Consider the following 23,914-nt stretch of genomic DNA (forward strand, 5'->3'; position numbering starts at 1 on the left):
GGGAGCGGTCGTTCGACCGCGATCTTTCCCGGGGCAGGCTTCGCGGTCGAACGACCGCTCCTACGGTAAATGCCCCCGCGGGTTTTTGCAGCATCCGGCCACCTGATCCAGTAGAATAGCCCCATGTTCACCGACGCTGATCGCCAGATGATGGCGCGGGCCCTGCAGCTGGCTCGCCGTGCTCTTTATACTACCGACCCGAACCCACGGGTGGGGTGTGTGCTGGTGCGTGACGGGGCGGTTGTCGGTGAAGGTTTTCATTTGCGGGCCGGTGAGCCCCATGCCGAGCGGCATGCGTTGGCCGCAGCGGGTGACAAGGCCCGTGGTGCAACAGCCTATGTCACTCTGGAGCCGTGCTCCCACACAGGTCGAACGGGCCCCTGTGCCGATGCGCTGGTCGAGGCCGGTGTGGCACGGGTGGTGGCGGCCATGGAAGATCCTAATCCCCAGGTGGCGGGTCAGGGTCTGCAGCGGTTGGCCGATGCTGGCATCGAGACGGCGTCCGGGCTGCTGGAAGCCGAGGCACAAGCGCTCAATCCCGGTTTTATCTCGCGCATGACCCGTCAGCGCCCCTTCATTCGTATCAAGATTGCCGCCAGCGTAGATGGCCGTACGGCCATGGCCAGTGGCGAGTCGCAGTGGATCACCGGACCGGCAGCCCGGGAAGACGTGCAGCGATTGCGTGCGCGCAGCTCTGCGGTCATTACCGGGGTGGGCACGGTGCTGGCGGACCGTCCCTCCTACACGGTGAGAGCGGAGCAATGGGCTTGCGCCGATTATGGTAGTGACTGGGTGCGCCAGCCCCTGCGCGTGATTCTGGACCGCACCCTGAAAACGCCGCCGGATGTGCCGGTGGTCAGTGCCCCGGGGCATTGCCTGGTGATTGCCGGTGAACAGCATCGAGGGCGCCAGAATGCGCTGGAGTCGGCAGGGGCGGAGGTGATGCATCTGCCGGCATCCGGCTCGGGAATTGATCTGCAACAACTGCTCAGGGAATTGCACCGGCGCGAATGTAATGAAGTGCTGGTAGAATGTGGCGCCACGCTGGCAGGCGCGTTCGTGCGCGAAGGCCTGTTTGATGAACTGATTGTCTATATGGCACCCGCCTTGCTGGGCTCGTCGGCCCGCCCGTTGTTGGGCTTGCCGCAGCTGGCCAGCATGAGCGAAAAGGTGGCGCTGAAATGGCAGGACGTGCGGATGGTAGGGAATGACCTGCGTCTGACGCTGGTTCCGGCCTGACAAACCCTGCTGTAGGAGCGTCGCTGGCGGCGCGATCAAGCAGTATCGAGTTGCGAGCTACGAGTTTCGAAAGGCAAAACCAAAAGATGGCACGGTCTGAAGGTTTTCGCTTCTCGCCTTAATTATCGCGCCGCGAGCGACGCTCCTACGGAGAGAGGAAGAGGTTTTTGCATGTTTACCGGCATTATTGAAGCCATGGGCAAGGTAGCATCCATGACCCCCAAGGGGGGCGATGTGACCCTTGTGATTCAAAGCGACGAGCTGGATTTCAGCGATGTGCAGCTGGGCGATTCCATTGCCGTTAATGGGGTCTGCCTGACGGCGACCGCCTTGCCCGGTGGGGCCTTCGCGGCGGATGTGTCCGGTGAAACCCTGTCACTGACGTCCCTGAAGCAGATCAGTGTGGGCAGCAAGGTCAATCTGGAAAAGGCGCTCACACCCACCACCCGTCTGGGTGGCCACCTGGTCAGCGGGCATGTGGATGGGCTCGGCAAGATCGTCGAAATGAAACAGGATGCACGCTCCGTACGCATCGATATTGAGGCCCCGGCCGAGCTGGCCAAGTACATCGCTCACAAGGGCTCCATTACAGTGGATGGCATCAGTCTCACGGTGAACAGTGTTGCCGGGGCGGTTTTTTCCCTGAATATCATCCCGCACACCCAGGATGTGACCACCATCGGCCAGTGGAAGGTGGGGACGCCAGTGAACCTGGAAGTTGATATAATCGCCCGCTACCTGGAGCGTCTGTTGCTGGGGGAGAAGGCCGCCGAGCCCACCTCTGAAGGCATTTCCATGGCGTTCCTGGCGGAAAACGGGTTTATCAAAGGCGTTTGACGCCGCAGAAACAAGCTGCAAGCAACAAGCTACAACGCGAGGATAGCGAGTTGCCACCATTTGCAGTCCGGAGTACGCGAACATTGTGTGCCCGAAATCAGGGTTTGCGCTGGTTTTCCTTGTAGCTTGAAGCTTGTCGCTTGCAGCTCAGCACCGGTGAAAAATGCAGAGGAGGCGTTGTCAGCCTCCAGGCTTGAAAGGTCGAGTACCATTATGCAGCTCAACACGATTGAAGAACTGATCGAAGATATCCGTCAGGGAAAGATGGTTATTCTGATGGATGACGAGGACCGGGAAAACGAAGGCGACCTGGTGATGGCGGCGGAACATGTGGATGCCCAGGCTATCAATTTCATGGCCAAGTACGGCCGTGGCCTGATCTGTATGCCCATGTCCCGTGAGCGCTGTGAGCTGCTGGAGCTGCCGCTGATGGTGCAAAGCAACGGCAGTGGTTTTGGCACCAAATTCACCGTCTCTATCGAGGCTCGTGAAGGGGTGACCACCGGGATTTCTGCGGCAGACCGGGCTCGCACGGTGCAGGCTGCGGTAGCACGTAATGCGCGCGCCTACGATATTGTCCAGCCCGGGCACATTTTTCCGCTGATGTCAGAACCGGGCGGTGTATTGCGCCGCGCGGGTCACACCGAGGCGTCCTGCGATCTGGCCCAGCTGGCCGGTTGTGAGCCTGCCGGGGTGATCTGTGAAGTCATGAATGAAGATGGCTCCATGGCCCGTCGGGAAGATCTGGAAGTGTTCGCCAAGGAGCACAATCTCAAGATCGGCACCATTGCCGACCTGATCCAGTATCGCGCCCTGAATGAGAAAACCATTGAACAGGTGTCCGATAATGAACTGGATACCTGGTATGGCGATTTCCGTTTGGTGGCGTTCCGCGACACCGTTGACGGCCTGACTCATGTGGCACTGGTGAAAGGCGAGATCAGTGAAGAGCAGGTGGTCACCGTGCGCGTGCATCAGGTGGATCCGCTGCGCGACCTGATGAGCGCCAAGATGAATGGCCGCACCGGCTGGAACATGCACCGAGTACTGGAAGAAGTTTCCGGCTCGGATGCCGGTGTGGTGATTATTCTGGGGCAGGATTACGACTCCCAGGACATGGTCGATCGCCTTGATACGTTCTTCGGCGGCGGCACCCGCAAGCCCAAGGGCGAGTCCCGTGCTTATCGCAACATCGGTACCGGCTCCCAGATTCTCAAGGCCCTGGGTGTGCGCAAGATGCGCCTGCTGAGCTCTCCCATGCGCTTTAATGCCCTCAGTGGTTTCGACCTGGAAATCACCGAGTACGTGGAAGCGGATAGTTGAGACAAGTCGGACGTCTGAGGTCGGACGTCCGACGACAAGTTCAAGAGCGTCAGACGTCAGACTTCCGACGTCCGGCTCCAAGTTTAATACTGCGTCGGTAGCCGTGAGCCACCGGCACTGACAGGAAGGCAAGCATGCAAAACATCAAGACTCTCGAAGGTACTCTGAATAACGTCGGCGGCCGTTACGGCATCGTTGTCGCCCGCTTCAACAGCTTTGTGGTGGAAGCCCTGCTGGACGGCGCGATCGATGCGCTGGTGCGTCATGGTGTCAGCCGTGATGACATTGAAGTGATCCGCGTACCCGGTGCCTGGGAGCTGCCAGTGGCCGTGAAGAAAGTGATCGAGAAGCGTGATTACGACGCGGTGATTACCCTGGGCGCGGTCATCCGCGGGGGCACTGCCCACTTCGAATACGTAGCAGGCGAAGCCGCCAAGGGTCTGGCCGGTGTGCAGAATGCCACGGGCGTGCCGGTGATCTTCGGTGTACTGACGGTAGATACCATTGAGCAGGCCATCGAGCGTTCCGGTACCAAGGCGGGCAACAAGGGCGCAGAAGCGGCCATGTGTGCGCTGGAAATGGTTTCCCTGTTCAAATCCCTGTAAGCCGGGCTTGGCCTTCTCGCGGGAAGCACCGCGTAAGGCCTTCCAGGCGTTAGACGCACCATAGAGAGTGTTATGAGCGAAGCAACACCCGCCGCCCGTCGCAAGGCACGACGTTTTACCCTGCAGGCGCTGTACCAGTGGCAGCTGGCCGGGGCCAGTGTGACGGATATTGAAGCCCAGTTTCTGGCGAACAACGATTTCGCCAAGGCGGATCGTGGCTACTTTCATGACCTGTTGCACGGAGTGCCCGGGCAGGTGAAGGAGCTGGACGAGTTGCTTACCCCTTTCCTGGACCGACGGGTGGAAGAGCTCTCCCAGGTGGAGAAGGCGATTCTGCGTATCGGCGCTTTCGAACTGAAAGAGCGCCAGGACGTTCCCTACCGGGTGGTCATCAACGAAGGGATCGAGCTTGCCAAGGTATTTGGTGCGGAAGAGTCCTTCAAATATGTCAACGGTGTGCTCGACAAGCTGGCGCGCAAGTTGCGCTATGCGGAAACCGCCGAGCGCCACACCCGCGACGAATAAGCGTTGTCGTGAGTTTCCCGCCCTCCTCTGTAGCGCTGGATGAGTTTGCTCTCATCCGGCGCTATTTTCATCATGCCCAGGGGGACTCAGTGGTCGCGGGTCCCGGTGATGATGCGGCCATTGTGACTCCGCCTGTCGGGCACGAACTGGTGCTGACCCAGGACACCAGCCTGGCCGGTCGGCATTTTCCGTTGGATATGGCTGCCGCCGACGTGGGGTATCGTTGTCTGGCAGTGAACCTGTCGGATCTGGCGGCCATGGGTGCGCAGCCATTATGGTTCCTGCTGTCGTTAACGCTGCCGGAGGTGGATGAGGCCTGGCTTGAAGGTTTTGCTGCCGGCCTGTTCGAATTGGCGGATGCCACGGGTATTTCGCTGGTGGGCGGCGATGTGACCCGTGGCCCCTTGTCGGTATCCATTCAGGCAACAGGTGCCGTGCCAGCCGGGCAGGCGCTGCGTCGCAGTGGTGCGCGGGTCGGTGATGCCATCTGCGTGGGGGGTGTCACGGGCGCCGGGCTGCTGGGGCTGCAACAGTGGCAGCAAGGACAGCGCGAGGGCGCGGCGGTAGCGCATTTCCGGCGACCGGTTCCCCAGCTGGCGTTGGGGCAGGCGCTGCGGGGTACCGCAACAGCCTGTATTGATATCTCCGATGGCACCGTAGCGGATCTCGGGCATATTCTCGCCGCCTCCGGAGGGTTGGGTGCAGTGCTGGACGAAGCATTGTTGCCTGTAGGGACGGCATTGCTGGGTGACTGCGATGTGCAAACCCAGCGCCAGTTGCAGCTTCAGGGCGGGGATGATTATGTATTGCTGTTCACTCTCGATTCGCGCAAGAGGCTGCCAGAAGGATGCCATCGTCTTGGTACGGTGGAGTCGCAGCCCGGCGTCCGACTGAATAATTTGCAGGGTCAGCCTGTCCCGCTCACGCTGGGGGGGTGGCAGCATTTCTGAGTGTTGCCGCCGCTCATGACAATAACACCCCGAAGCCAATGGCCCTGTGCCACCGAGGAATGGAATGGAACTGAAACGCCCCAAGATGAGTAACCCGGTGCACTTTCTGGCCTTTGGCTTCGGCTCAGGCTTGGCGCCGGTGGCGCCGGGTACCTTTGGGACGGTGGCAGCCATGCCCATCTGGTGGTTGTGTGCCCAGCTACCGTTGTGGGGTTACCTGGCCGTGACGGCGCTGGTGATCGTTGTCGGCCCTTACCTCTGCGGCAAGACCTCCCATGACATGAATGTGCATGATCACCCCGGCATTGTCTGGGATGAGATTGCCGGCCTGCTGGTGACCATGATTGCCATACCGGTTACCCCCTGGGGGGCACTGGCCGGCTTTCTGGCGTTTCGCTTCTTCGACATTATCAAGCCCTGGCCCATTGGCTGGCTGGACCGGCGCGTGGAAGGGGGGCTGGGCATCATGGTAGATGACCTGCTTGCCGGTGTGTACGCGGCGGTCGTCATGCAGTTGCTGGTCGCCTTTGTGCCGGTGTTTGCCGGTTAGCCTGAAGTTGTCACCTTGTTGTCATGGTTGGGCCGCTTTTGCGGCGGCTGGCCTGATATCGTTTTGCTGGTACCGTTCACACTTTCCTGCTGGTCTGCGAGGCCATTCCTTTCTAGCCTGATATCATTAAGCAATTGCCTGTAGTTGCATACGGGCGGCGCAAAGGAATTGCTATGTCAGGCACAGATCCCCGATTTCGTCGGGTGGTAGTGCCGGGGGTTCGCTGGTTACGGTTTCCCCGGCGGCTGGAACGTGAGTATCGCGATTATCATTGCCGGGAGGCCGTAACGGCATTCCGGGTGAATGCCTTTTATATTCTTCTTCTCTATGTCCTGCTGATTACCGGTATCTATGCCCTGGCTCCGGAGGCGGTGCGAGGGCGCTGGTTGGGGACGTATATCTGGGTGGGTGTGATTGTGCTGGTGGCTGGCTGCATGGCCCAGCTACGGCCTCTGGATCGCTGGTTTCCGATCTATGCCGGGATTGGCAGTTTTCTCGCCGTGGCGTTGTCCATGGCTATCCCGGGTTTTCTGCATGGGCCGGCAGAGACCCAGTTGGCCCACGTATCGGTGATTTATGCCCTGGTGATTGTCTATGCCATGGTCGGTCTGCGATTTTCCCATGCGGTGCTGGCTTGCTGGGGCGGTGGTGTGCTCGGCTGGGGAGTGGCCGAGGCCTTTGGCAGCGGTATTGACTGGCAAATCGCCCACCGTACTTATACGGGCATCAGCTTGCTTGGCATGTTTCTTTGCTACACCGCAGAGGTGCGTGACCGATTACTGTTTTTTAACCAGCGCCAGCTTCACCGCCAGCAGCAGCGAACCCAGGCATTGGCAGACCGGCTTCACCGGCTTAGCCGCGAGGACAGTCTGACCATGTTGGCCAATCGGCGTTTCTTTGATGAGGCGCTGGAGCGTGAGTGGAGACGCTGCAAGCGCGAACAAAAACCGCTGGCGGTGATGCTGGTGGATGTGGATCACTTCAAGGATTACAACGATCACTACGGCCATCTGCAAGGCGATGAATGCTTGCAGGCGCTGGCAACCGAACTGCGCCGCTATGGGCGACGAGGGGGAGATCTGGTAGCCCGGTTTGGGGGGGAGGAGTTTGTTCTGCTTTACCCTGGCGTCGAGGAGGCGGAGGCCATGCAGTTGGCGTCACGGCTGTGCCGTGCGGTACGAATGTTGGGCATGCCCCATAAACTCAACCCGAGGGTGGGGGAGGTGACCATCAGTGTGGGTGCGGCCGTGCTGATGCCCGGTGAGCGCAATCGCGCAGAACAGTTACTGGAGGCGGCAGACCGTGCCTTGTATCAGGCGAAAACGGCAGGGCGCGATACCTGGAAGCTCTACACGCCGCCACCACCGGTCCGCCTGGTGAGCGATACGGCCAAGCCGGAAGAGTGACGCTTACGGCTTGGCTTGTGCCACCGAAGTGGATTGCCGGCTGAGACGGGCGCGAATCTGCTCTTCGATCCCGGTTGCATCCAGCCCGGCTTCGGACAGCAGCACATCGCGCTTGCCGTGATGAATAAAGTGATCCGGCAGACCCAGATTCAGCACATCCACCACGATACCTTCGTCGTGTAATAGCTCATTGACGGCAGAGCCGGCCCCGCCCATGCGTTGGTGATCTTCGACGGTGACCAGCAAAGCGTGCTGGGCTGCTGCCTTGATGATGGCGTCACGATCCAGCGGTTTTACCCAGCGCATGTCGATGACGGTGGCATCAAGCGCCTCACCGGCTTCGTGTGCGGCCGGGGTCAAGGCGCCAAAGGCAAGAATGGCGATCTGATGCCCCTCGCGCAGCGGACGGGACTGGCCCACGGGCAGGGCTTCCATGTTGTCTTCAATGACGACGCCGGGGCCGGTGCCGCGGGGGTAGCGGACCGCCGCAGGCCCTTCGTGCTGGTAGGCGGTGTAAAGCAGCTGGCGGCACTCATTTTCGTCGGAGGGCGCCGCCACAATCATGTTGGGGACAGTGCGCAAGTAGGCAAGATCAAAGACCCCGCCGTGGGTGGCGCCGTCCTCGCCGACCAGCCCGGCCCGGTCCAGGCCGAAGGTCACATCCAGCTCCTGCAGGGCGATGTCATGGATCAGCTGATCATAGCCCCGTTGCAGGAAAGTCGAATAAATCGCCACCACCGGTTTCTGGTTTTCACAGGCAAGCCCACCGGCGACAGTGACGGCGTGTTGCTCGCAAATCGCCACATCGTGGAAGCGGTCCGGAAAACGCTGGCTGAATTCCACCATCCCGGAGCCCTCGCACATGGCGGGGGTGATGCCCACCAGGCGTGGGTCTTGTTCGGCCATGTCACATAGCCACTGGCCAAAGATGTCCTGATATTTCGGGAGCTTGGGTTTCTCGGCGGCAGGGGGGGCGGCCTGAACCTTGGGTTTGGGCTCGATCTTGTTGATGGCGTGATAACCCACCGGGTCGACTTCTGCAGGGGCAAAACCCTTGCCCTTGGTGGTGTAGACATGCAGCAGTTGGGGGCCTTCCAGGGTGCGCATGTTGCCCAGGGTGCGCACCAGCTCGTCCAGGTTGTGACCGTCGATGGGACCGATGTAATTGAAACCGATGGCCTCGAACAGCATGTCCGGGCTCACCATGTTTTTCATGCTCTCTTCGGTGCGACGAATGAAATCCCAGGCCGCCGGCATGGTCGAGAGCACCTTTTTGCCCCCTTCGCGCAGGGCGATATAGCTCTTGCTGGCCCAGATACGGGCAAAGTAGTTGGACAGCCCGCCCACATTGTGGGAAATCGACATGTTGTTGTCGTTGAGGATCACCAGCAGATTGGAGCGGGTATGGGCGGCATGGCTCATGGCCTCGAAGGCCTGCCCCGCGGTCATGGCACCATCACCGATGATAGCGACCGCGCGACGGTCGCTGCCGGCCATTTCAGCCCCCAGGGCCATGCCCAGCGCGGCGCTGATGGAGGTGGAGGAGTGGCCGACACCAAAGGTGTCGTACTCGGACTCGCTACGTTTGGGAAAGCCTGACAGGCCGTGCTGCTGACGAATGGCGGTGAGCCCTTCGCGACGACCGGTCAAAATCTTGTGCGGGTAACACTGGTGGCCAACATCCCATACCAGCCGGTCGTCAGGGGTGTTGTACAGGTAATGCAGGGCGACGGTGAGTTCGACGACGCCAAGGCCTGCTCCAAAATGGCCGCCGGACTGCCCTACGGAATACAGCAGATATTCGCGCAATTCATCCACTACCCGTTCCAGCTGGCTGGCGGGGAGGCGGCGCAAATCTGCCGGGCTGGCAAGGGTGTCCAGCAAGGGTGTGGCAGGGCGCGTCAGCGGTATCTGGGTAAAGGTCTTGGGCATAATTCCGGGTGCCAGGTCAGTGCGTGCTGCAAGTGTGACAAGTATACAGGGCCGGGGGGGCGGCCGTCAGTGATTGCGGGCGATGATGTACTGTGCCAGTTGTTGCAGCGGCAGGGCGCTGGCGCCATAGCCTGACAGCGCCTGGCGGGCATCTTCACACAGTTGCTCGGCCCGTTCGCGGCTGGCGTCCAGCCCGATCAGGGAAGGGAAGGTACTCTTGTGGAGTTTTTCGTCCGAGCCCGCCGGTTTGCCAAGTTGGTCGGTGGCCATGGTGACATCCAGGATGTCGTCCTGGATCTGGAAGGCCAGGCCAATGGCATCGCCAAAGCGAGTCAGGTTCTCCAGCAGTTCAGGGCTGTCGCTCTGGGCCGCGAAGTAGCCCAGCTGCAGGCTGGCAGTGATCAGGCGCCCTGTCTTGAGGTAATGCATCTCTTCCAGTGCGGCCAGGGTTTGTTGTTGCCCTTGCGCCAGCATGTCCTGCATCTGGCCAGCGGCCATGCCGTCGACGCCTGCTGCCTGGCAAAGGTGCTGAATCATGGCGATACGGGTATCGCTGCGGTACTCCCCACGGGTGGCCAGCAACTCGAAGGCCTTGGTGTGCAGGGTGTCTCCGGCGAGGATGGCGGTAGCCTCGTCGTAGGCCTTGTGGCAGGTAGGCAGTCCCCGGCGCAAGTCGTCATCGTCCATGGCGGGTAAATCATCATGCACCAGCGAGTAGGCGTGAATCAGTTCAACCGCCGCCGCAGGGGTGTCGGCCTGTTCCGGTGTGCCGCCGGCCAACGCGGTGGCGCCATAAACCAGCAGGGGGCGAATGCGCTTGCCGCCGCCCAATGCGGCGTAGCGCATGGCCTGACTGAGACGCGACGCGGCGCTGGAGGCAGGCAGAAACGCATCCAGACTCTGTTCCAGACGAGTCAGGCTGGTTTGGCGAAGCCCTTCCAGGGCGCTCAGTTCATTGCTCATCGCTATCGCCGGTGAATGGGGCGGGCTCGGCCTCGACAGATTGCTCCAGCAGAATACGGACCTTCTGTTCTGCTTGCTGCAGGGCTTGTTGACACTCCCGGGACAGGCGAACCCCTTCTTCAAAGGCCTTCAGGGATTCTTCCAGCGTCAGGTCACCGGATTCCATCCGTTCTACCAGGGTTTCCAGGTTATCCAGGGCGGTTTCCAGTGCCGGGGCGGTGTTTTTGGCCATGCGTCTCTCCGGTAGACCGTAAGCGGGCATTTACGGCGGCAACAGTAATGCAGCATGGCAGGTGAATCAATCTTCAGACTCGCTCCGTCCCGGCGAATTCGCCGCTTTGGTGGGCGTGTCGGGCGCTGAGCTTCTTCGGCTATGGGAGCTGGCGTGGCACGCTCCTGTGATCAGTTTTGGCTATTGTTATGGCGCGTTTGAAAGGGGGTTGGTTTGTCGGCAACAGCTTGATAGTAGGTGACTTTTTTGAGTGTTGGGAGCGTTGATCTGTTTGATTCCAAATGGTTCTAATAAAAGGGGTTCCTGGCCGGGTGATGCCCTGCTTATAGTAAAGGGCCCGCCGGAAATCGCAGGCAGCTTCTTCCTCTGATCTCCTAAGCTATGGCGTTTCGTCTGCGACGCCGGCGGGGTTCTTCTTTCCCCACCTGTGCGTCGCCTTGTCCAAACGGGGTCTCAGAAATCGAACCGCATCCCTACGGTAAAGACCTGACCATCGCTTTCGACATGGTACCCGGCCAAGGGGTTGAAGCTTTCCGAGTTGGGGGTGTAGATCGCGTAGCCCAGCTCTTCATAAAAATATTCCGCGAAGAACTTCAGGTTTTCGGTGTGTCGGTAGTCCAGGCCCACTTGAGCCGAGTCCCCTTGAAAGAAGGCGTCACCTTCATCTGATTCTTCACCGTGTGCGATCATGGCTCGCAGTGTGTACTTGTCCCAGCTGTAAGAGCCGAGCAGGTTATAGGTCACCGGGTCGTCATCTTGTACGGTGTCATCATTGGTGAGCAGCTGCTCTACCTTTGCCGCAAAACGCCAGTTGCCTGGCGACCATGCGGCTGAAATCCCGACCTGGTCCGCGTGTTTGGCGGAGTCCTGCTCGCTGTCCTGATAGCCCAGCCCAACACTCCAGTCATTCGCCGCGTAGCCGAGCGCGTACTGCATGGTGTCCAGAAAACTGGTGCCTTGCTCATCGGTGAGATCCACCCCGGAGACGGTGGCGGTAAAGCCGCCCATGCTCGGGGTCTGGTAGGTCACCGCATCGCGCCGGAAGGTGGATTGGGTCGCGTAACCAGAATAAAACGAACTGAAGAAATCCAGCGGGTAGGCCACGTTGTTGTAGTAGGCGAGCCATTGGGTGCCCACGCGCAAGCTGCCGAAGCTGTCATGGGTAGCGGTGATATCGGCGACCCGGGGTTTGTTGTTGCCTTTGTAGCTTTCCTGGAAAAAGGTCGGATCTTCTGCCCGCAGTCGAGCGGAGTTGATGGGGAACTCCACGGTGGCTGAAATCTTCAGGTTGTCGATGTCGTCGTAATTGGCGGTGACGCCCAAGCGGGAGTAGGCGTCCCGTAGTCCGGTATAGGAATCGTCTTCACCGGGTTGTGCTTCATCCACGGAAACGGCTTCTGACTGGATGCGCAGAGAGCCATAGGGGGTCACTTCCAGCTCGGCATGGGCAGGCATGGTGGCAAAACCGGCCAGTAGTGCCGATGACAGGGGTACAATGCGTGCATGTTTCATTCGTCTCTCCCTCGGGTGGTATTCAAATCAGGGCGGTGCATAAAGGGGTGCCGAAATCATTCCGGGAACATCGCGAAGGCGTCGGAAGCGGGATGGGGTGTGCGCGACTGCTGAAGCAGGCAGGGCCGGTGCCCGGCGAGATCAGAAGCCGGATGAGAAACCAGACCGGGTCTGGTGAAAGTGTTTGCGTTCCCGTTGTGTTCAACCCAGGTCCCGCGGCAGCCATAAAAGGTCCATTTTTTATGTGCGTTGCGATACACCGTTGCAAAAGCGACAGATGATTGCAAGAAAATCGCCATCTTCGTTCTCGTGGCTGAGAGGTGAAGGATGCCGTTAGAATGCGCTCCATGAAACTTATCTTGGCCCCGATGGAGGGTCTGGCGGACTTTTGGGTCCGTCAGGCGTTGACCGATGTGGGCGACTTCGATTGGTGTGTGAGCGAGTTTGTCCGTGTTAACGGGCAGCTGCTGCCGCCCCGTGTTTTTTATCGCTGGTGCCCGGAACTGAAAAACGGCGCGCGTACTCGTGCGGGCACGCCTGTGCACTTGCAGTTACTGGGCTCGGATCCGTCTTGCATGGCGGACAATGCGGTGCGTGCCGTCCGACTGGGAGCGCCCGCCATTGATCTCAATTTTGGCTGCCCGGCAAAAACCGTGAACCGTCACCGGGGTGGCGCTGTGCTACTGGATGAACCGGATGTGGTACATGCGGTGACCGCGGCCGTGCGGCGTGCCGTACCCGCGCATATCACGGTGTCGGTAAAAATGCGGTTGGGCAATGAAGACGATGGATTGGCGCTGGAAAATGCCCTGGCGGTGCAGGAGGCGGGTGTGGCCTGGCTGACCGTGCATGGTCGCACCAAGCGGCAAGGCTATCGACCACCGGCCTGGTGGGATCGTATCGGACTGATTCGTGAGGCAGTGTCGATCCCGGTGATTGCCAATGGCGAGATCTGGACGGTCGACGATGCACAACGCTGTCAGCGAGAGAGTGGTTGTGACGATCTGATGCTGGGGCGTGGGGCGGTAGCGAACCCCTGGCTGGTGCGTGCCTTGCGCACCGGCCAGGCCAGTGACTGGGACGAGATCGTGCCGGTGCTGCAACGGTTCCTGAATGATGTTATCGGCTCCGGTACCGATGCCCAGGTCGCCGGTAGAGTCAAACAGTGGCTCAGTTATTTGCGCCGTCGCTGGCCCCAGGCGGGGGCGCTGCTGGAGCAGGTGAAACGGGAGACTGACCCTGCGGCAATGGTGCCGTGGCTGGCGCAGCAGGCGGCGTCAGTGTAAACGGCCTGAAGGGTTTCAGGACCACAAAATCTCCGTGATGCCGGTCTGCCAGTGCGTGGAAGGAGGCGTCGAGATTGTCGAGCATCCACGGCAACGGGCGAACGTCCGGCTCCAGTTTGCGGAAAAAATCATCCCAATGTACCGGGATAACCGTGTGTGCCCCGACGGCGCTGGCGGTTTCGTCCATGAAGGCCTGCTGGTAGGCCTCGCTCTGTTTGCCCAGGCTGGCACTGGCCAGCAGGGCGTAGTCGGCCTGATAGCGGTCCAGCTCTCCTGGCTGCATTCCTGCGCTACCTTGAATCAGGATTGTTCCTGCGGGGTGCTCAACCACCAGTCCGTAACTCTGTCCTTCTTCCCAGGCTCCCAGCAGGGACGGTGGCGTGACCGGTTCGGTGATCTCGCCTTTACCTGTCCAGTTCTCGATGATACCGGGCAGGGGGACATGCCCCGCAGGGACAAAGTAGAGGGTAAAGTCACCGAACCGGTAAGGGTGGTGGGTTTGTACCGTGGTGATGCGCTTTTCTTCCAGTCCACTGCCGCGAGCCACCATGGCGGTCGACGACGAGCCCAGAACCTGTGCTCCTGTGATCTGCGCGACAATGCCTGAATCCATGACATGGTCGAAATGGCTGTGCAGGACAGGGATGGCATCCAGGGCGTCAATACCTGCGAGAGCAAGGGCTTCGTCGATTCGCTCCCGGTTCGGGCTGATGGGGGTAAACAGACGGGGAATGCTGACGCGGGAAAAATAGCCATCGGTGAGTAGATGGGTTTTGCCGTCCGTGATCAGCAAGGTGCTGGTGCCCAGAAAGGTCAGGCTGACCTCTCCTGGCTTGGCCGGGGGGACTTCGGGGGCAATGGGCCAGGGCTCAATATCGGGGGCAAATTGCAGGGCAATGGCTACCAGCAGGGTCAGGGCCAGCAAGAAACAAAGGGCCCAGCGAAGTAATTTCATCAAGGGACGTCCGGTGTTGTTGTAGGGGAAATCTGCGCTTCCCGCGTTATCGTCAATCCTGACAGAACGCCGAATTATAGCCTGTTTGGTAAACGTATGCGGCAGTTTCATACGGTTTTACCTGCACCTTGCTGGTCTTTTTGGCCATTTCCTCCCGGTTGCGGTCTTGTGCTGGGCGGACCGCTGACGTCGGCGACTTCGACTAAAGTCATACTGTGCCGCCGAATCCCTTTAGCTAGTCTTCCACAGTAAGCCTATCCATAGAGTGGATAGCCTGTTTAACGAGGACGCAGAGGGACGAGTAATGAAAGAAGAAAATGCCCGCGCCTATTGGGCCGCCAACCTGCGATTGATTCTGACCTACCTGGCTATCTGGTTCGCTGTCTCCTATGGCTGCGGCATCCTGCTGGTGGACGAACTCAATCAGATTCAGATGTTCGGTTTCAAACTGGGATTCTGGTTTGCACAACAGGGAGCTATCTACGTGTTCCTGGTGCTGATCATCATGTACGCGCATTCGATGAACAAACTGGATCGCAAATTCGACGTCCATGAAGACTGAGTGAGGTTGCCCGATGGATATTCAAACGCTTACCTATTTGTTTGTGGGCGGTTCTTTCGCCCTCTATATCGGCATCGCCATTTGGTCGCGAGCCGGTTCAACCAAGGATTTTTATGTCGCGGGTGGTGGGGTGTCGCCTGTCGCCAACGGCGCCGCCACTGCGGCTGACTGGATGTCTGCTGCCTCCTTTATTTCCATGGCAGGGATCATCGCCTATGCCGGCTATGATGCGTCGGTCTACCTGATGGGGTGGACCGGCGGTTATGTGTTGCTGGCCATGTTGCTGGCACCTTACTTGCGCAAGTTCGGCAAGTTTACCGTGCCGGATTTTATCGGTGACCGTTACTACTCCAATGTGGCGCGAACCGTGGCGGTGATCTGTGTGATCTTTGTGTCGTTCACCTATGTGGCCGGGCAGATGCGCGGCACCGGTATCGTGTTTGCCCGCTTCCTGGAAGTGGACGTGAATGTGGGTGTCGTCATTGGCATGGCCATCGTGTTCTTCTACGCCGTGTTGGGTGGCATGAAGGGGATTACCTATACTCAGGTGGCGCAGTACTGCGTGCTGATTTTTGCCTTCCTGGTACCGGCGGTCTTCCTGTCCATCATGATGACCGGGCATGTGTTCCCGCAGACCGGCTTCGGTGCCACGGTGCTGGATGCCGCCGGCAATGATTCCGGCGTATACCTGCTGCAAAAGCTGGATCAGGTGGTGACGGATCTGGGCTTTACCCAGTACACCGAAGGCTCCAAATCCACGATTGATGTGTTCTTTATTGCCGCTGCCCTGATGTGCGGTACCGCGGGGCTGCCCCATGTGATCGTGCGTTTCTTTACCGTGCCGCGTGTCAAGGATGCCCGTATCAGTGCCGGCTGGGCGCTGTTCTTCATTGCCTTGCTGTACACCTCTGCCCCGGCGGTGGGTGCTTTTGCCCGCCTCAACCTGATTGATACCGTTAACGAAACCCAGTACACCGAGCTGCCCGACTGGTTCTACAACTGGGAAAATTCCGGTTTGATTGGCTGGGTAGACAAGAATGGTGATGGTGCCGTGCAGATGCGTGCCGGTGCGCCGTTCGCCGGCAAGCCGAACTTTGCCGGCAGCCGTGACGAAGCCAAGGGCAGCCAGGGCGAGCGTGTGGTCACCAATGCGCCGACCGACAACGCCTCCGAGGTGTATATCGATCGCGATATCATTGTACTGGCCAACCCGGAGATCGGGAATCTGCCTGCCTGGGTAATTGCCCTGGTGGCTGCCGGTGGGGTGGCAGCGGCCTTGTCTACAGCCGCCGGTCTACTGCTGGTGATTTCCAGTGCGATTTCCCATGACTTGCTGAAGAAGACGATCAAGCCGGATATTACCGAGAAGCAGGAGCTGCTGGCGGCACGCGGTGCTGCGGTGGTAGCGATCTGTATTGCCGGTTACTTCGGAATCAATCCGCCCGGGTTTGTGGCACAGGTGGTGGCGTTCGCCTTCGGCCTGGCAGCCGCAAGCTTCTTCCCGGTGATTCTGATGGGCATCTTCTACAAGCGGATGAACAAGGAAGGGGCGATTGCCGGCATGCTGGTGGGTCTGACGTTCACCTTCTGCTACATCGTTTACTTCAAGTTTGTGTCGCCAGATCTGAATACGGCCGAGCATTGGTGGCTGGGCGTGTCTCCGGAAGGGATCGGTACCCTGGGGATGGTGCTGAACTTCGCGGTCGCCTTCGCGGTGTCCCGTGTCACTGCACCGCCGCCGGAGCACATTCAGCACATCGTTGAGGATATCCGTATCCCGCGCGGTGCCGGTGAAGCTCACGCTCACTAAAGAGCGACAATAAGAAAGGGAGAGCAGCCGGTGTGGATCGCGTATTCACACCGGCTTTTTTTGCCCTGTATGCCATGACCTGTACGGAAACATCATGATCGAACAGGAACTGCACCAACATCCGTTCAGCCTGCTGGATGAGACTGCCCGCTCACGGCTTCGGGACGGCGTGGACCTGGCCTACTTCGAGGCCGGTGACATTATCCTGGATGCGTCCAGCGCCAGCGAGTACGTGTACGTAGTGCATAAGGGCAGTGTGGCGGAACTGGATGTGCAGGCCCCGGATGGTCGAGAGCAGGTAGGGGTCTATGCTGCAGGCGATGTGTTCGGTGCGATCAGTGTGCTGAATGGCAAAAGTCGCTATCGCTTTCGGGCAGAACAGCAAAGTTTGTGTTACCTGATTCCCGCTGCGCTGTTTCTCACCCTGTGTGAGGATAACGCAGATTTCGGTCGGCATTTTCAACAACGTCTGGTGGAAAAAGGCCAGCGCTTGGCAGAGCGTCGCGAGGGCGGCGTGACCATGGCCGGTTTTATGCTGGCCCGGGTGGATGCCTGTATGCGTGAGCCGCTGATCATGGCTGCCACGGCGACCCTGCACGACGCCGTGGTAGCGCTGAAGCAGCATGGTGTCGACAGTGTGCTGATCGAACATCAAGCGCAGTACGCGATCATCACCAAGACCGATTTGCTGACCGCACTGGTGTTGCAGCATCACGATGCCAGCACTGCCTTGAGTGTGGTGGCGGAAACCCGGCTGATCACCGTGTCGCCGTCGGATTATCTTTTTTCCGCGCTGACCCGCATGACCCGCCACAAGGTGGCGCGGGTGGTGGTGATGGAAGAGGGCAAGGCGGTAGGCGTGGTCGAGTTGACCGACGTGCTCAGCTTTTTTTCCAGCCGTTCCTACGTGGTGGGACTGGAAATCGAAAAGGCAGACAGTCTCGATGCCCTGCAGTTGGCCAGTGCCCGCTTGCCGGAACTGGTGGATGCGCTCATGGCCCAGGGCGTAAAGATGCGCTTTGCCATGGAGTTGCTGGCGGCCCTTAACGGTCGAGTCATGGGCAAGGCCTGGGAGATGGTCATGCCGGCAGACCAGCTGCAAGGCTGCCTGATTGTCATGGGCAGTGAGGGGCGTGGTGAGCAGATTCTCAAAACGGATCAGGACAACGGTCTGATTTTGGGCGATCACCAGGCTTGGCCCGGGTTGCCGCGCGATGCCGAGCGGTTTACCCAGGCCTTGTTGTCGATGGGGTATCCGCCCTGTCCCGGCAAGGTAATGGTGAATAACCCCGATTGGCAGGGGCCGGTCCAGCAGTGGCAAGAGCGTGTCTATCATTGGGCGGGGGAGGCGGCCGGCAAGGGGGTGTTGAACCTGACGATTCTGGCGGATGCTCACTGTGTCGCCGGGGATCGCAGCTTGCTGGAGGCAGTGCGCGAGACCTTGTTCGATCGCTGTAGCGGCGATGATCTGCTGATGGCGCATTTTGCCCGGCCGGTACTGCAGTTCGCCACGCCGCTGAACTTGTTCGGCTCCCTGAAAAAACCGCAGCATGGGATCGATATCAAGAAGGGCGCGCTGTTTCCCCTGGTGCATGGAGTCAGGGCCATGGCCTTGCAGCACCGCATCGCTGAGACCTCCACGCTGCGGCGGCTGAAAAAACTGGTGACAGCCGGTGCCATGGAGGCGTCCTTTGCCGAGGATTTGGGCGAAGCCATGGAGTTGTTCAGTGAGCTGCGGCTTAACCAGCAATTGGCGCAGTTGCATGGCCAACAGACAGAACTGCAAGACAACCATATCGTGGTGCAATCGTTGTCGTCGCTGGAGCGCGACCTGTTACGCGATGCGCTGCATTTGGTCGGTGATTTCAAACAACGGTTGTCACGCCGTTTTCATCTGGAATATTGAGGTCTGGAGAGCGGCGCGGGCAATGACGAGGCAGTGGAATTGGACAGGAGACTGGCACGCATGATCAGGCAGTTACGTCGCTATGCGGATCGTTACCGGCATGGCGCAGGCCCTTACGGCCACCTTTTTATGCCCTGCGAAGGGGATGAAGTGATCGCACTGGATTGTGAAACCACGGGCCTGGATAGCCGTGAGGCCGAGCTGGTGTCGGTGGCGGCGGTGCCGGTCAGGCAGGGTCGGGTGGCCAGCAGTGAGTGCCTGGACGTAAAACTTCAGGCACCCCGAAGTCTCGATGGAGACTCCATTCGTATCCACCGGCTGCGGCCAGTGGATCTGGAAGAAGGGTGCCAGGTGCAAGACGCGCTGGAGCAGCTGCTGGAAAAAATAGGCAACCGGCCCTTGGTGGGGTGGTGTATTGATTTTGATGTGGCGATGATCAACCGTTACCTGCGGCCACTGATGGGGTTTGACTTGCCGAACCCGGTCATCGAGTTATCGGCGTTGTACCAGAAAAAACAGCGCCACTGGCAGCCGGATATCACCCCGGACTTGCGCTTTGAGGCCATGGCCAAAGCCCTGCAAGTGCCCGTCATGGAGCGTCACACCGCTCGGGGTGATGCGGTTACTGCAGGGCTGATGTACCTGCAATTGCAAAAGTCGACCCTGGATAGCTAATGGAACAACTCGAATCTCTTTTTCTGGTACTGGGTATTGCGGTGGTTCTCTGCAGTTATCTCCATTACTGGCGTCGTACCGGGGACGCCCGCGGGGTGTTGCTGTTCTGGCGTCGCGCTATGGCCATGAGCGTACTGGAGTTCAAATTGCAGCGGGCCGGGTTGTTATTGATGCTGGTGGCAGTAGTACTGCGATTTATCGGCGCACTGGGGTAAGCTCGAAGAAAAAACAGGAGCCGCCGTGTTTTCTTTATGGGAGCTGAGTGGGCTGGCACTGGGCTACGTGCTGGTACTCTTTGTTATCGCGTGGCTGGGTGACCGCGCTGCCCGCCAGCGCAAACACACCTTTCAAAATGCCTGGGTGTACAGCCTTGGGCTCGGGGTGTATTGCACCTCGTGGACGTTCTACGGCGCGGTGGGTGAGGCCGCCCAGAATGGCTGGAATTACCTGCCGATCTATCTCGGCCCCATCCTCACTGTGCTGCTGGGTGGTTCGCTGATTTACAAGATGGTGTCGGTGGCTCAGCAGAACCACATTACCTCCATCGCGGATTTTCTGGCGGCCCGTTATGGCAAGTCACGGCGGCTGGCAGTGCTGGTGACTCTGGTGGCGGTGATCGGCGTGCTTCCTTATATCGCCCTGCAGCTCAAAGCAGTGACTCTCTCATTCGATTATGTCCTCAAGGACAATTCCCCAGCGCAGATGGACACCGCGCTGATGGTGGCCATTCTCATGGCCCTTTTCACGTTGCTGTTTGGCACCCGGCATATTGATGCCACCGAGCATCAGTCCGGACTGATGCTGGCAGTCAGTTTTGAGTCTTTTATCAAGGTCGTCGCTTTTGTGATGATCGGGTTGTACTGCCTGTTCGGGCTGTTTGATGGCCCCGTGGATCTTTGGCTGGCGCTCAGTGAGCGCCAGGATGTCATGCAGACGTTCGAGCCGACGCTGTTCTCGCAGAGCTTTGTTACCGCGTTGCTGTTGTCCATGGTGGCTATCCTGTGTCTGCCGCGCCAGTTCCACGCCGGGGTGGTGGAAAACAACGACCTGCGTCATCTGCGCACCACCCGGTGGCTGTTGCCGCTGTATCTTTTTCTGTTCGCCTTGTTTGTGCTGCCGATCGTGATCAGTGGCGTGATTACCCAGCCCTATCTGTTAGGGCAGGCAGATACCTACATGCTGTCGTTGCCCATGGCGCAGGGTAATTCGTTCATGCTGATGCTGTCCTTTATCGGCGGGATTGCGGCTGCCACCGGCATGGTGATTGTGTCCACCATCGCATTGGCCATCATGCTGACCAATGAGGTGCTGCTGCCGTTCTGGCTGCGCTCGCGGTTGCATGAAAAAGAGCAATTGTCCGATTTGGGGCGACAGCTACGGCTGCTGCGTCGGGCCAGTATCCTGGTACTGCTAGGCCTGGCATTTGCGTTTCATACCCTGATTGACCGTTTTGACGGACTGGCCAGTATTGGCTTGTTGTCCTTTGCCGCTGTGGCCCAGTTTTCCCCCGCCCTGATCGGCGCGCTGTACTGGCGTAATGGCCACAAACGGGGAGCGATCATCGGGCTTGGGCTGGGGTTCATGATCTGGTTCTACTGCTTGTTACTGCCGGTGATTCTGCCGGTGGAGTGGGTTCTGTCGCTGAATGAAAACGGCTTGTTGGGGTTGGGGTTGTTGCGCCCCGAGGCGCTGTTTGGCATTGAGGGCCTGGAGCCGCTCACCCACGGCGTGTTCTGGTCGCTATCGGTGAATACGGCGGCGTTTATCTCCTTTTCGCGCAGTGCGCAGCAGGATGCGCTGGACGAAGCCCAGGCGGCCCGCTTTGTGGATATGCCAACGGATTGGTGGCGTGAGGGCATGGGGCACCCCTCCATTACCACCGCCGAGCTGCTGGAAGTGTGCAAGCGCGGGTTGGGTAATCCTCGTGCCGAGCCGTTGTTCTTTGATTACATGCAGCGGCGCCATGTGTCGGAAGATCTTGCCCTGCCTGCCCCGCTGCACCTGGTGCGCTATGTGGAGCGCTTGTTGGCCGGCACCATGGGCGCGTCTACAGCCCGAATCGTGATGAGCTCGCTGCTGCGCAAACAGAACAGCCGCCATGATGATGTCGTGCGGATGATGGATGAAGCCTCGGAGCTGATCCAGTTCAACCATCAGCTGCTGCGTACCACCATCGAGACCATCAGTCAGGGTATCTGTGTGGTCGACCGGAACATGAAGGTGGTGGCATGGAATCAGGCCTATGTGAAGTTGTTCGATTATCCCGATGGTTTGATTCGGCTGGGGCGGCCTATCGAGGAGGTCTACCGTTATAACGCTGAGAGGGGGTTTTACCCCGGTGATGATCTGGATGCCGACGTGGACAAGCGGGTGCAGCTGTTGCGCGATGGCCACTCCCATCAATTCGAGCGGGCGTTGCCCAGTGGTATTGTGGTTGAGGTTCGTGGCACGCCAATGATGGGCGGGGGTTTTGTCAGTACCTATATGGACATCACCGAACGCAAGCGGGATGAGCAGGCACTGCGTCAGATCAACGAAAACCTGGAATACATGGTCGGTGAGCGAACCCGGAAACTGACGGAACTGAATGCTCGCCTGGCTCAGGCCAATGAGGGCAAGACGCGTTTTCTGGCCGCTGCCGGTCACGATTTGATGCAGCCTCTTAACGCCGCCCAGTTGTTTGCCTCGTCACTGCGCCAGCAACTGGGCAGCCAGACCGGATTCGACCGTGAAGTCGATGTGTTGGGACATATCGACAGCTCGCTACAGGCGGCCGAACAGATCATCACGGCGCTGCTGGAGATCAGCAAACTGGATACCGATACCATGCCGGTCCATGTGCACCCGCTCAAGCTGGCACGGCTGATGGAGCCCCTGGGGCAGGAGTTTTCCGCATTGGCCCAGTCCCTGGGGCTGAACATGAAAATGCTGCCTTGCTCGGCGGTGGTGGAAACGGATGAAGTGCTGCTGCGGCGGGTGTTGCAGAATCTGCTTTCCAATGCGATCCGTTATACCGGGGAGGGGAGAATCCTGTTTGGTTGTCGCCGTGAAGCGGGGGTGATTCGCATCGATGTCTGGGATACGGGGCCGGGCATTCCTGATGATCAGCACGAAAAAATCTTTCGCGAATTTCAGCGCCTGCCGCAGCAGGGCAAGCAGGTGGTCAAGGGGCTGGGCCTGGGGCTGGCCATTGCGGATCGTATCTGTCGGCTGCTTGGGCATAAACTCACGGTTCGGTCCTGGTCCGGCAAGGGAACGGTCTTCAGCGTGACGGTACCGCTTTCCAGTGGCGAAGCGCCCCCCGTTCTGGCGGCAGAGCATCCGCCCTCACATCGTGATGTCAGTGGCATGCGGGTGTTCTGCGTTGACAATGATCCCGCTCTTTTGGCGAGTCTGGTGGCGGCACTGGAAACGCTGGGATGCGAAGTCGTGGCCGCCAGCGGTCTGGCCGAGGCCCGCCAGAAGGCAGCCCATTGCCCGGCGCCGGACCTGCTGCTGGTGGACTATCAGCTGGACCACGAAGACGGCTTTGCAGTGATTGAAGGCCTGGATGACTGCTGGGATGACGTGGTACCCGCTACCCTGATGACCGCCGATCGCCGCCCGGAAATCCGTCAACAAGCCGAAGAGCAAGGCGTCGCTTTTTTGCAGAAACCGTTGACGGAGATGATGCTGAAAAGAGCATTAGAGACAGTTAACAGTTAACAGTTAACAGTTAACAGTTAACAGCGGAAGGCGTTGTCGAGTTATGAGGGGCTCGCTGTCAATTTTTAACTGTCCACGATTAATTACTGTCGACTGATGGTGGCTCAATCGCCAGATCCTTCAGCGCCAATACGGCTTGTGTGCGGTTGCGGACGCCGAGCTTTCGGAAGATGGCGGTCATGTGGGCTTTGATGGTGGCCTCGGAGACATCCAGTTCGTAGGCAATCACCTTGTTTTGCATCCCCTCCATCAGCATGCCCATGACCCGGAACTGTTGTGGGGTCAGGCTGGTGATGCGCTCGCTCATGGCAGAGTGATCGGGCAGGGTGGGGGGCATGGCACGACGGGCGTACTCAGGCAACCATCGCTCCCCGGCCATGATCTTCTCCATGGCTTCGGTCATGGTCTCTACCGACGCGGATTTGGGGATAAAGCCGTCGGCACCAAAATGAATGGCCCGTTGAATGACATCCACATCTTCCGTGGCGGATATCACCACCAGAGGGACCTTGCGGTATTGCTCGCGCAGATAAATCAATCCGGAAAAGCCGTGGGTTCCGGGCATGTGCAGGTCCAGCAGGATGACATCAAAGGGCAGCGATTTCTGGCCGAGATCTTCCAGCCCGGCAAGCGAGTCGGCCTCGTGGATGTCGGCGTCGGTGAAGCTGGCCATGACTGCCTGTTTCAGGGCAGCGCGGAAGAGGGGGTGATCGTCAGCAATCAATATGGTTGTCATGATTCTGTTTTAGCGATTTTTTGTTGTTGTGTATAGCCCGGGGTAACGGTCCTGTGGGTGGCAATAAAAAAAATGGCTGCCCGGGGAGGGCAGCACAGGGGGAAAGAAACTGTAATAACAACAGAATCTTTTCAGCGAAAACATTGCAGTCCACTGGTTGCCCGAAGAAAGGGCTGATACAGAAAAGGAGAAAAGGAGAAAAGGG

23 protein-coding genes are annotated in these 23,914 nt (G+C 59.2%); 15 read left to right on the forward strand and 8 right to left on the reverse strand.

Features of this window, described 5'->3' with window-relative positions; all coding sequences use genetic code 11:
• Positions 1 to 123: 123 nt before the first annotated feature.
• From ribD to A15D_RS15445, 8 genes are all read left to right on the forward strand, one after another.
• Complete coding sequence (gene ribD / locus A15D_RS15410; protein ID WP_102792656.1) at positions 124 to 1,239, forward strand: bifunctional diaminohydroxyphosphoribosylaminopyrimidine deaminase/5-amino-6-(5-phosphoribosylamino)uracil reductase RibD; 1,116 nt, start codon at positions 124 to 126, stop codon at positions 1,237 to 1,239.
• A 171-nt stretch (positions 1,240 to 1,410) separates the two neighbouring features.
• On the forward strand, positions 1,411 to 2,076 hold the full coding sequence (locus A15D_RS15415) for a riboflavin synthase (RefSeq protein ID WP_102792657.1): 666 nt from the start codon (positions 1,411 to 1,413) through the stop codon (positions 2,074 to 2,076).
• Between the two features lie 213 nt (positions 2,077 to 2,289).
• Positions 2,290 to 3,399: a bifunctional 3,4-dihydroxy-2-butanone-4-phosphate synthase/GTP cyclohydrolase II gene (ribBA, locus tag A15D_RS15420; RefSeq protein ID WP_022983771.1), complete on the forward strand. Its 1,110-nt coding sequence runs from the start codon at positions 2,290 to 2,292 to the stop codon at positions 3,397 to 3,399.
• Between the two features lie 134 nt (positions 3,400 to 3,533).
• The gene (gene ribE, locus A15D_RS15425) at positions 3,534 to 4,004 is read left to right on the forward strand and encodes a 6,7-dimethyl-8-ribityllumazine synthase (protein ID WP_022983770.1); all 471 of its coding nucleotides are present in this window, start codon (positions 3,534 to 3,536) and stop codon (positions 4,002 to 4,004) included.
• 72 nt (positions 4,005 to 4,076) lie between these two features.
• Complete coding sequence (gene nusB / locus A15D_RS15430) at positions 4,077 to 4,529, forward strand: transcription antitermination factor NusB (protein WP_022983769.1); 453 nt, start codon at positions 4,077 to 4,079, stop codon at positions 4,527 to 4,529.
• An 8-nt stretch (positions 4,530 to 4,537) separates the two neighbouring features.
• Entirely contained in the window at positions 4,538 to 5,479 is a 942-nt protein-coding gene (gene thiL / locus A15D_RS15435; protein ID WP_233192266.1) for a thiamine-phosphate kinase, read from the forward strand.
• A gap of 64 nt (positions 5,480 to 5,543) precedes the next feature.
• Positions 5,544 to 6,029, forward strand: a complete 486-nt coding sequence (locus A15D_RS15440) for a phosphatidylglycerophosphatase A (protein WP_102792658.1) — start codon at positions 5,544 to 5,546, stop codon at positions 6,027 to 6,029.
• A 173-nt stretch (positions 6,030 to 6,202) separates the two neighbouring features.
• Positions 6,203 to 7,435 (forward strand): diguanylate cyclase, encoded by a 1,233-nt coding sequence (locus A15D_RS15445; protein ID WP_102792659.1) that lies wholly within the window; start codon positions 6,203 to 6,205, stop codon positions 7,433 to 7,435.
• A gap of 3 nt (positions 7,436 to 7,438) precedes the next feature.
• On the opposite strand, the gene dxs is transcribed toward A15D_RS15445, so the two are convergent.
• From dxs to A15D_RS17195, 5 genes are all read right to left on the reverse strand, one after another.
• Entirely contained in the window at positions 7,439 to 9,367 is a 1,929-nt protein-coding gene (gene dxs / locus A15D_RS15450; RefSeq protein WP_102792660.1) for a 1-deoxy-D-xylulose-5-phosphate synthase, read from the reverse strand.
• 66 nt (positions 9,368 to 9,433) lie between these two features.
• A complete protein-coding gene (locus A15D_RS15455; protein WP_102792661.1) occupies positions 9,434 to 10,330 on the reverse strand; it encodes a polyprenyl synthetase family protein in 897 nt (298 codons plus the stop codon).
• Positions 10,320 to 10,562 (reverse strand): exodeoxyribonuclease VII small subunit, encoded by a 243-nt coding sequence (locus A15D_RS15460; protein WP_102792662.1) that lies wholly within the window; start codon positions 10,560 to 10,562, stop codon positions 10,320 to 10,322. Before A15D_RS15460 ends, A15D_RS15455 begins: the two co-directional genes overlap by 11 nt.
• Positions 10,563 to 11,015: 453 nt before the next feature.
• Entirely contained in the window at positions 11,016 to 12,074 is a 1,059-nt protein-coding gene (locus A15D_RS15465; RefSeq protein ID WP_102792663.1) for a porin, read from the reverse strand.
• A 56-nt stretch (positions 12,075 to 12,130) separates the two neighbouring features.
• A complete protein-coding gene (locus A15D_RS17195; RefSeq protein ID WP_146026899.1) occupies positions 12,131 to 12,373 on the reverse strand; it encodes a hypothetical protein in 243 nt (80 codons plus the stop codon).
• A 39-nt stretch (positions 12,374 to 12,412) separates the two neighbouring features.
• Between A15D_RS17195 and A15D_RS15470 the strand changes: the two genes are divergently transcribed.
• Positions 12,413 to 13,360 (forward strand): tRNA-dihydrouridine synthase, encoded by a 948-nt coding sequence (locus A15D_RS15470; RefSeq protein ID WP_199175957.1) that lies wholly within the window; start codon positions 12,413 to 12,415, stop codon positions 13,358 to 13,360.
• Here the strand turns inward: A15D_RS15470 and A15D_RS15475 are convergent.
• Positions 13,245 to 14,315: an MBL fold metallo-hydrolase gene (locus tag A15D_RS15475; RefSeq protein WP_233192267.1), complete on the reverse strand. Its 1,071-nt coding sequence runs from the start codon at positions 14,313 to 14,315 to the stop codon at positions 13,245 to 13,247. The genes A15D_RS15470 and A15D_RS15475 overlap by 116 nt on opposite strands.
• 304 nt (positions 14,316 to 14,619) lie before the next feature.
• Between A15D_RS15475 and A15D_RS15480 the strand changes: the two genes are divergently transcribed.
• The 6 genes from A15D_RS15480 to A15D_RS15505 all read left to right on the forward strand — a co-directional run bounded on the left by A15D_RS15480 (position 14,620) and on the right by A15D_RS15505 (position 22,973).
• Positions 14,620 to 14,877 carry a DUF4212 domain-containing protein gene (locus tag A15D_RS15480; protein WP_022983758.1) on the forward strand — a complete coding sequence of 86 codons (258 nt, stop codon included), beginning with the start codon at positions 14,620 to 14,622 and terminating at the stop codon, positions 14,875 to 14,877.
• 13 nt (positions 14,878 to 14,890) lie between these two features.
• Positions 14,891 to 16,687 (forward strand): sodium:solute symporter family protein, encoded by a 1,797-nt coding sequence (locus tag A15D_RS15485; protein ID WP_102792664.1) that lies wholly within the window; start codon positions 14,891 to 14,893, stop codon positions 16,685 to 16,687.
• 94 nt (positions 16,688 to 16,781) lie between these two features.
• Positions 16,782 to 18,593 carry a putative nucleotidyltransferase substrate binding domain-containing protein gene (locus A15D_RS15490; RefSeq protein WP_102792665.1) on the forward strand — a complete coding sequence of 604 codons (1,812 nt, stop codon included), beginning with the start codon at positions 16,782 to 16,784 and terminating at the stop codon, positions 18,591 to 18,593.
• A 60-nt stretch (positions 18,594 to 18,653) separates the two neighbouring features.
• Entirely contained in the window at positions 18,654 to 19,268 is a 615-nt protein-coding gene (locus tag A15D_RS15495) for a 3'-5' exonuclease (protein WP_102792666.1), read from the forward strand.
• A complete protein-coding gene (locus tag A15D_RS15500) occupies positions 19,268 to 19,483 on the forward strand; it encodes a hypothetical protein (RefSeq protein ID WP_102792667.1) in 216 nt (71 codons plus the stop codon). Before A15D_RS15495 ends, A15D_RS15500 begins: the two co-directional genes overlap by 1 nt.
• A 25-nt stretch (positions 19,484 to 19,508) precedes the next feature.
• Positions 19,509 to 22,973 carry a hybrid sensor histidine kinase/response regulator gene (locus A15D_RS15505; RefSeq protein ID WP_102792668.1) on the forward strand — a complete coding sequence of 1,155 codons (3,465 nt, stop codon included), beginning with the start codon at positions 19,509 to 19,511 and terminating at the stop codon, positions 22,971 to 22,973.
• Positions 22,974 to 23,052: 79 nt separating this feature from the next.
• Here A15D_RS15505 and A15D_RS15510 read toward each other — a convergent pair whose 3' ends face one another.
• The gene (locus A15D_RS15510; protein ID WP_199175959.1) at positions 23,053 to 23,709 is read right to left on the reverse strand and encodes a response regulator transcription factor; all 657 of its coding nucleotides are present in this window, start codon (positions 23,707 to 23,709) and stop codon (positions 23,053 to 23,055) included.
• Positions 23,687 to 23,914: hypothetical protein (locus A15D_RS17415; protein WP_233192268.1), on the reverse strand; the 228-nt coding region annotated here is incomplete at its 5' end. The genes A15D_RS17415 and A15D_RS15510, both read right to left, overlap by 23 nt.

It is taken from the genome of Alcanivorax sp. MD8A, assembly GCF_002888555.1.
GTDB lineage: Bacteria > Pseudomonadota > Gammaproteobacteria > Pseudomonadales > Alcanivoracaceae > Alcanivorax.

Excerpts from the sequence above, each read along its gene's own strand:
- ribD (WP_102792656.1), top strand. The coding sequence starts at position 124 with ATGTTCACCGACGCTGATCGCCAGATGATGGCGCGGGCCCTGCAGCTG.
- A15D_RS15415 (WP_102792657.1), top strand. The coding sequence starts at position 1,411 with ATGTTTACCGGCATTATTGAAGCCATGGGCAAGGTAGCATCCATGACC.
- ribBA (WP_022983771.1), top strand. The coding sequence starts at position 2,290 with ATGCAGCTCAACACGATTGAAGAACTGATCGAAGATATCCGTCAGGGA.
- ribE (WP_022983770.1), top strand. The coding sequence starts at position 3,534 with ATGCAAAACATCAAGACTCTCGAAGGTACTCTGAATAACGTCGGCGGC.
- nusB (WP_022983769.1), top strand. The coding sequence starts at position 4,077 with ATGAGCGAAGCAACACCCGCCGCCCGTCGCAAGGCACGACGTTTTACC.
- A15D_RS15440 (WP_102792658.1), top strand. The coding sequence starts at position 5,544 with ATGGAACTGAAACGCCCCAAGATGAGTAACCCGGTGCACTTTCTGGCC.
- A15D_RS15445 (WP_102792659.1), top strand. The coding sequence starts at position 6,203 with ATGTCAGGCACAGATCCCCGATTTCGTCGGGTGGTAGTGCCGGGGGTT.
- dxs (WP_102792660.1), bottom strand. The coding sequence starts at position 9,367 with ATGCCCAAGACCTTTACCCAGATACCGCTGACGCGCCCTGCCACACCC.
- A15D_RS15455 (WP_102792661.1), bottom strand. The coding sequence starts at position 10,330 with ATGAGCAATGAACTGAGCGCCCTGGAAGGGCTTCGCCAAACCAGCCTG.
- A15D_RS15460 (WP_102792662.1), bottom strand. The coding sequence starts at position 10,562 with ATGGCCAAAAACACCGCCCCGGCACTGGAAACCGCCCTGGATAACCTG.
- A15D_RS15465 (WP_102792663.1), bottom strand. The coding sequence starts at position 12,074 with ATGAAACATGCACGCATTGTACCCCTGTCATCGGCACTACTGGCCGGT.
- A15D_RS17195 (WP_146026899.1), bottom strand. The coding sequence starts at position 12,373 with ATGGCGATTTTCTTGCAATCATCTGTCGCTTTTGCAACGGTGTATCGC.
- A15D_RS15470 (WP_199175957.1), top strand. The coding sequence starts at position 12,413 with ATGCGCTCCATGAAACTTATCTTGGCCCCGATGGAGGGTCTGGCGGAC.
- A15D_RS15475 (WP_233192267.1), bottom strand. The coding sequence starts at position 14,315 with ATGAAATTACTTCGCTGGGCCCTTTGTTTCTTGCTGGCCCTGACCCTG.
- A15D_RS15480 (WP_022983758.1), top strand. The coding sequence starts at position 14,620 with ATGAAAGAAGAAAATGCCCGCGCCTATTGGGCCGCCAACCTGCGATTG.
- A15D_RS15485 (WP_102792664.1), top strand. The coding sequence starts at position 14,891 with ATGGATATTCAAACGCTTACCTATTTGTTTGTGGGCGGTTCTTTCGCC.
- A15D_RS15490 (WP_102792665.1), top strand. The coding sequence starts at position 16,782 with ATGATCGAACAGGAACTGCACCAACATCCGTTCAGCCTGCTGGATGAG.
- A15D_RS15495 (WP_102792666.1), top strand. The coding sequence starts at position 18,654 with ATGATCAGGCAGTTACGTCGCTATGCGGATCGTTACCGGCATGGCGCA.
- A15D_RS15500 (WP_102792667.1), top strand. The coding sequence starts at position 19,268 with ATGGAACAACTCGAATCTCTTTTTCTGGTACTGGGTATTGCGGTGGTT.
- A15D_RS15510 (WP_199175959.1), bottom strand. The coding sequence starts at position 23,709 with ATGACAACCATATTGATTGCTGACGATCACCCCCTCTTCCGCGCTGCC.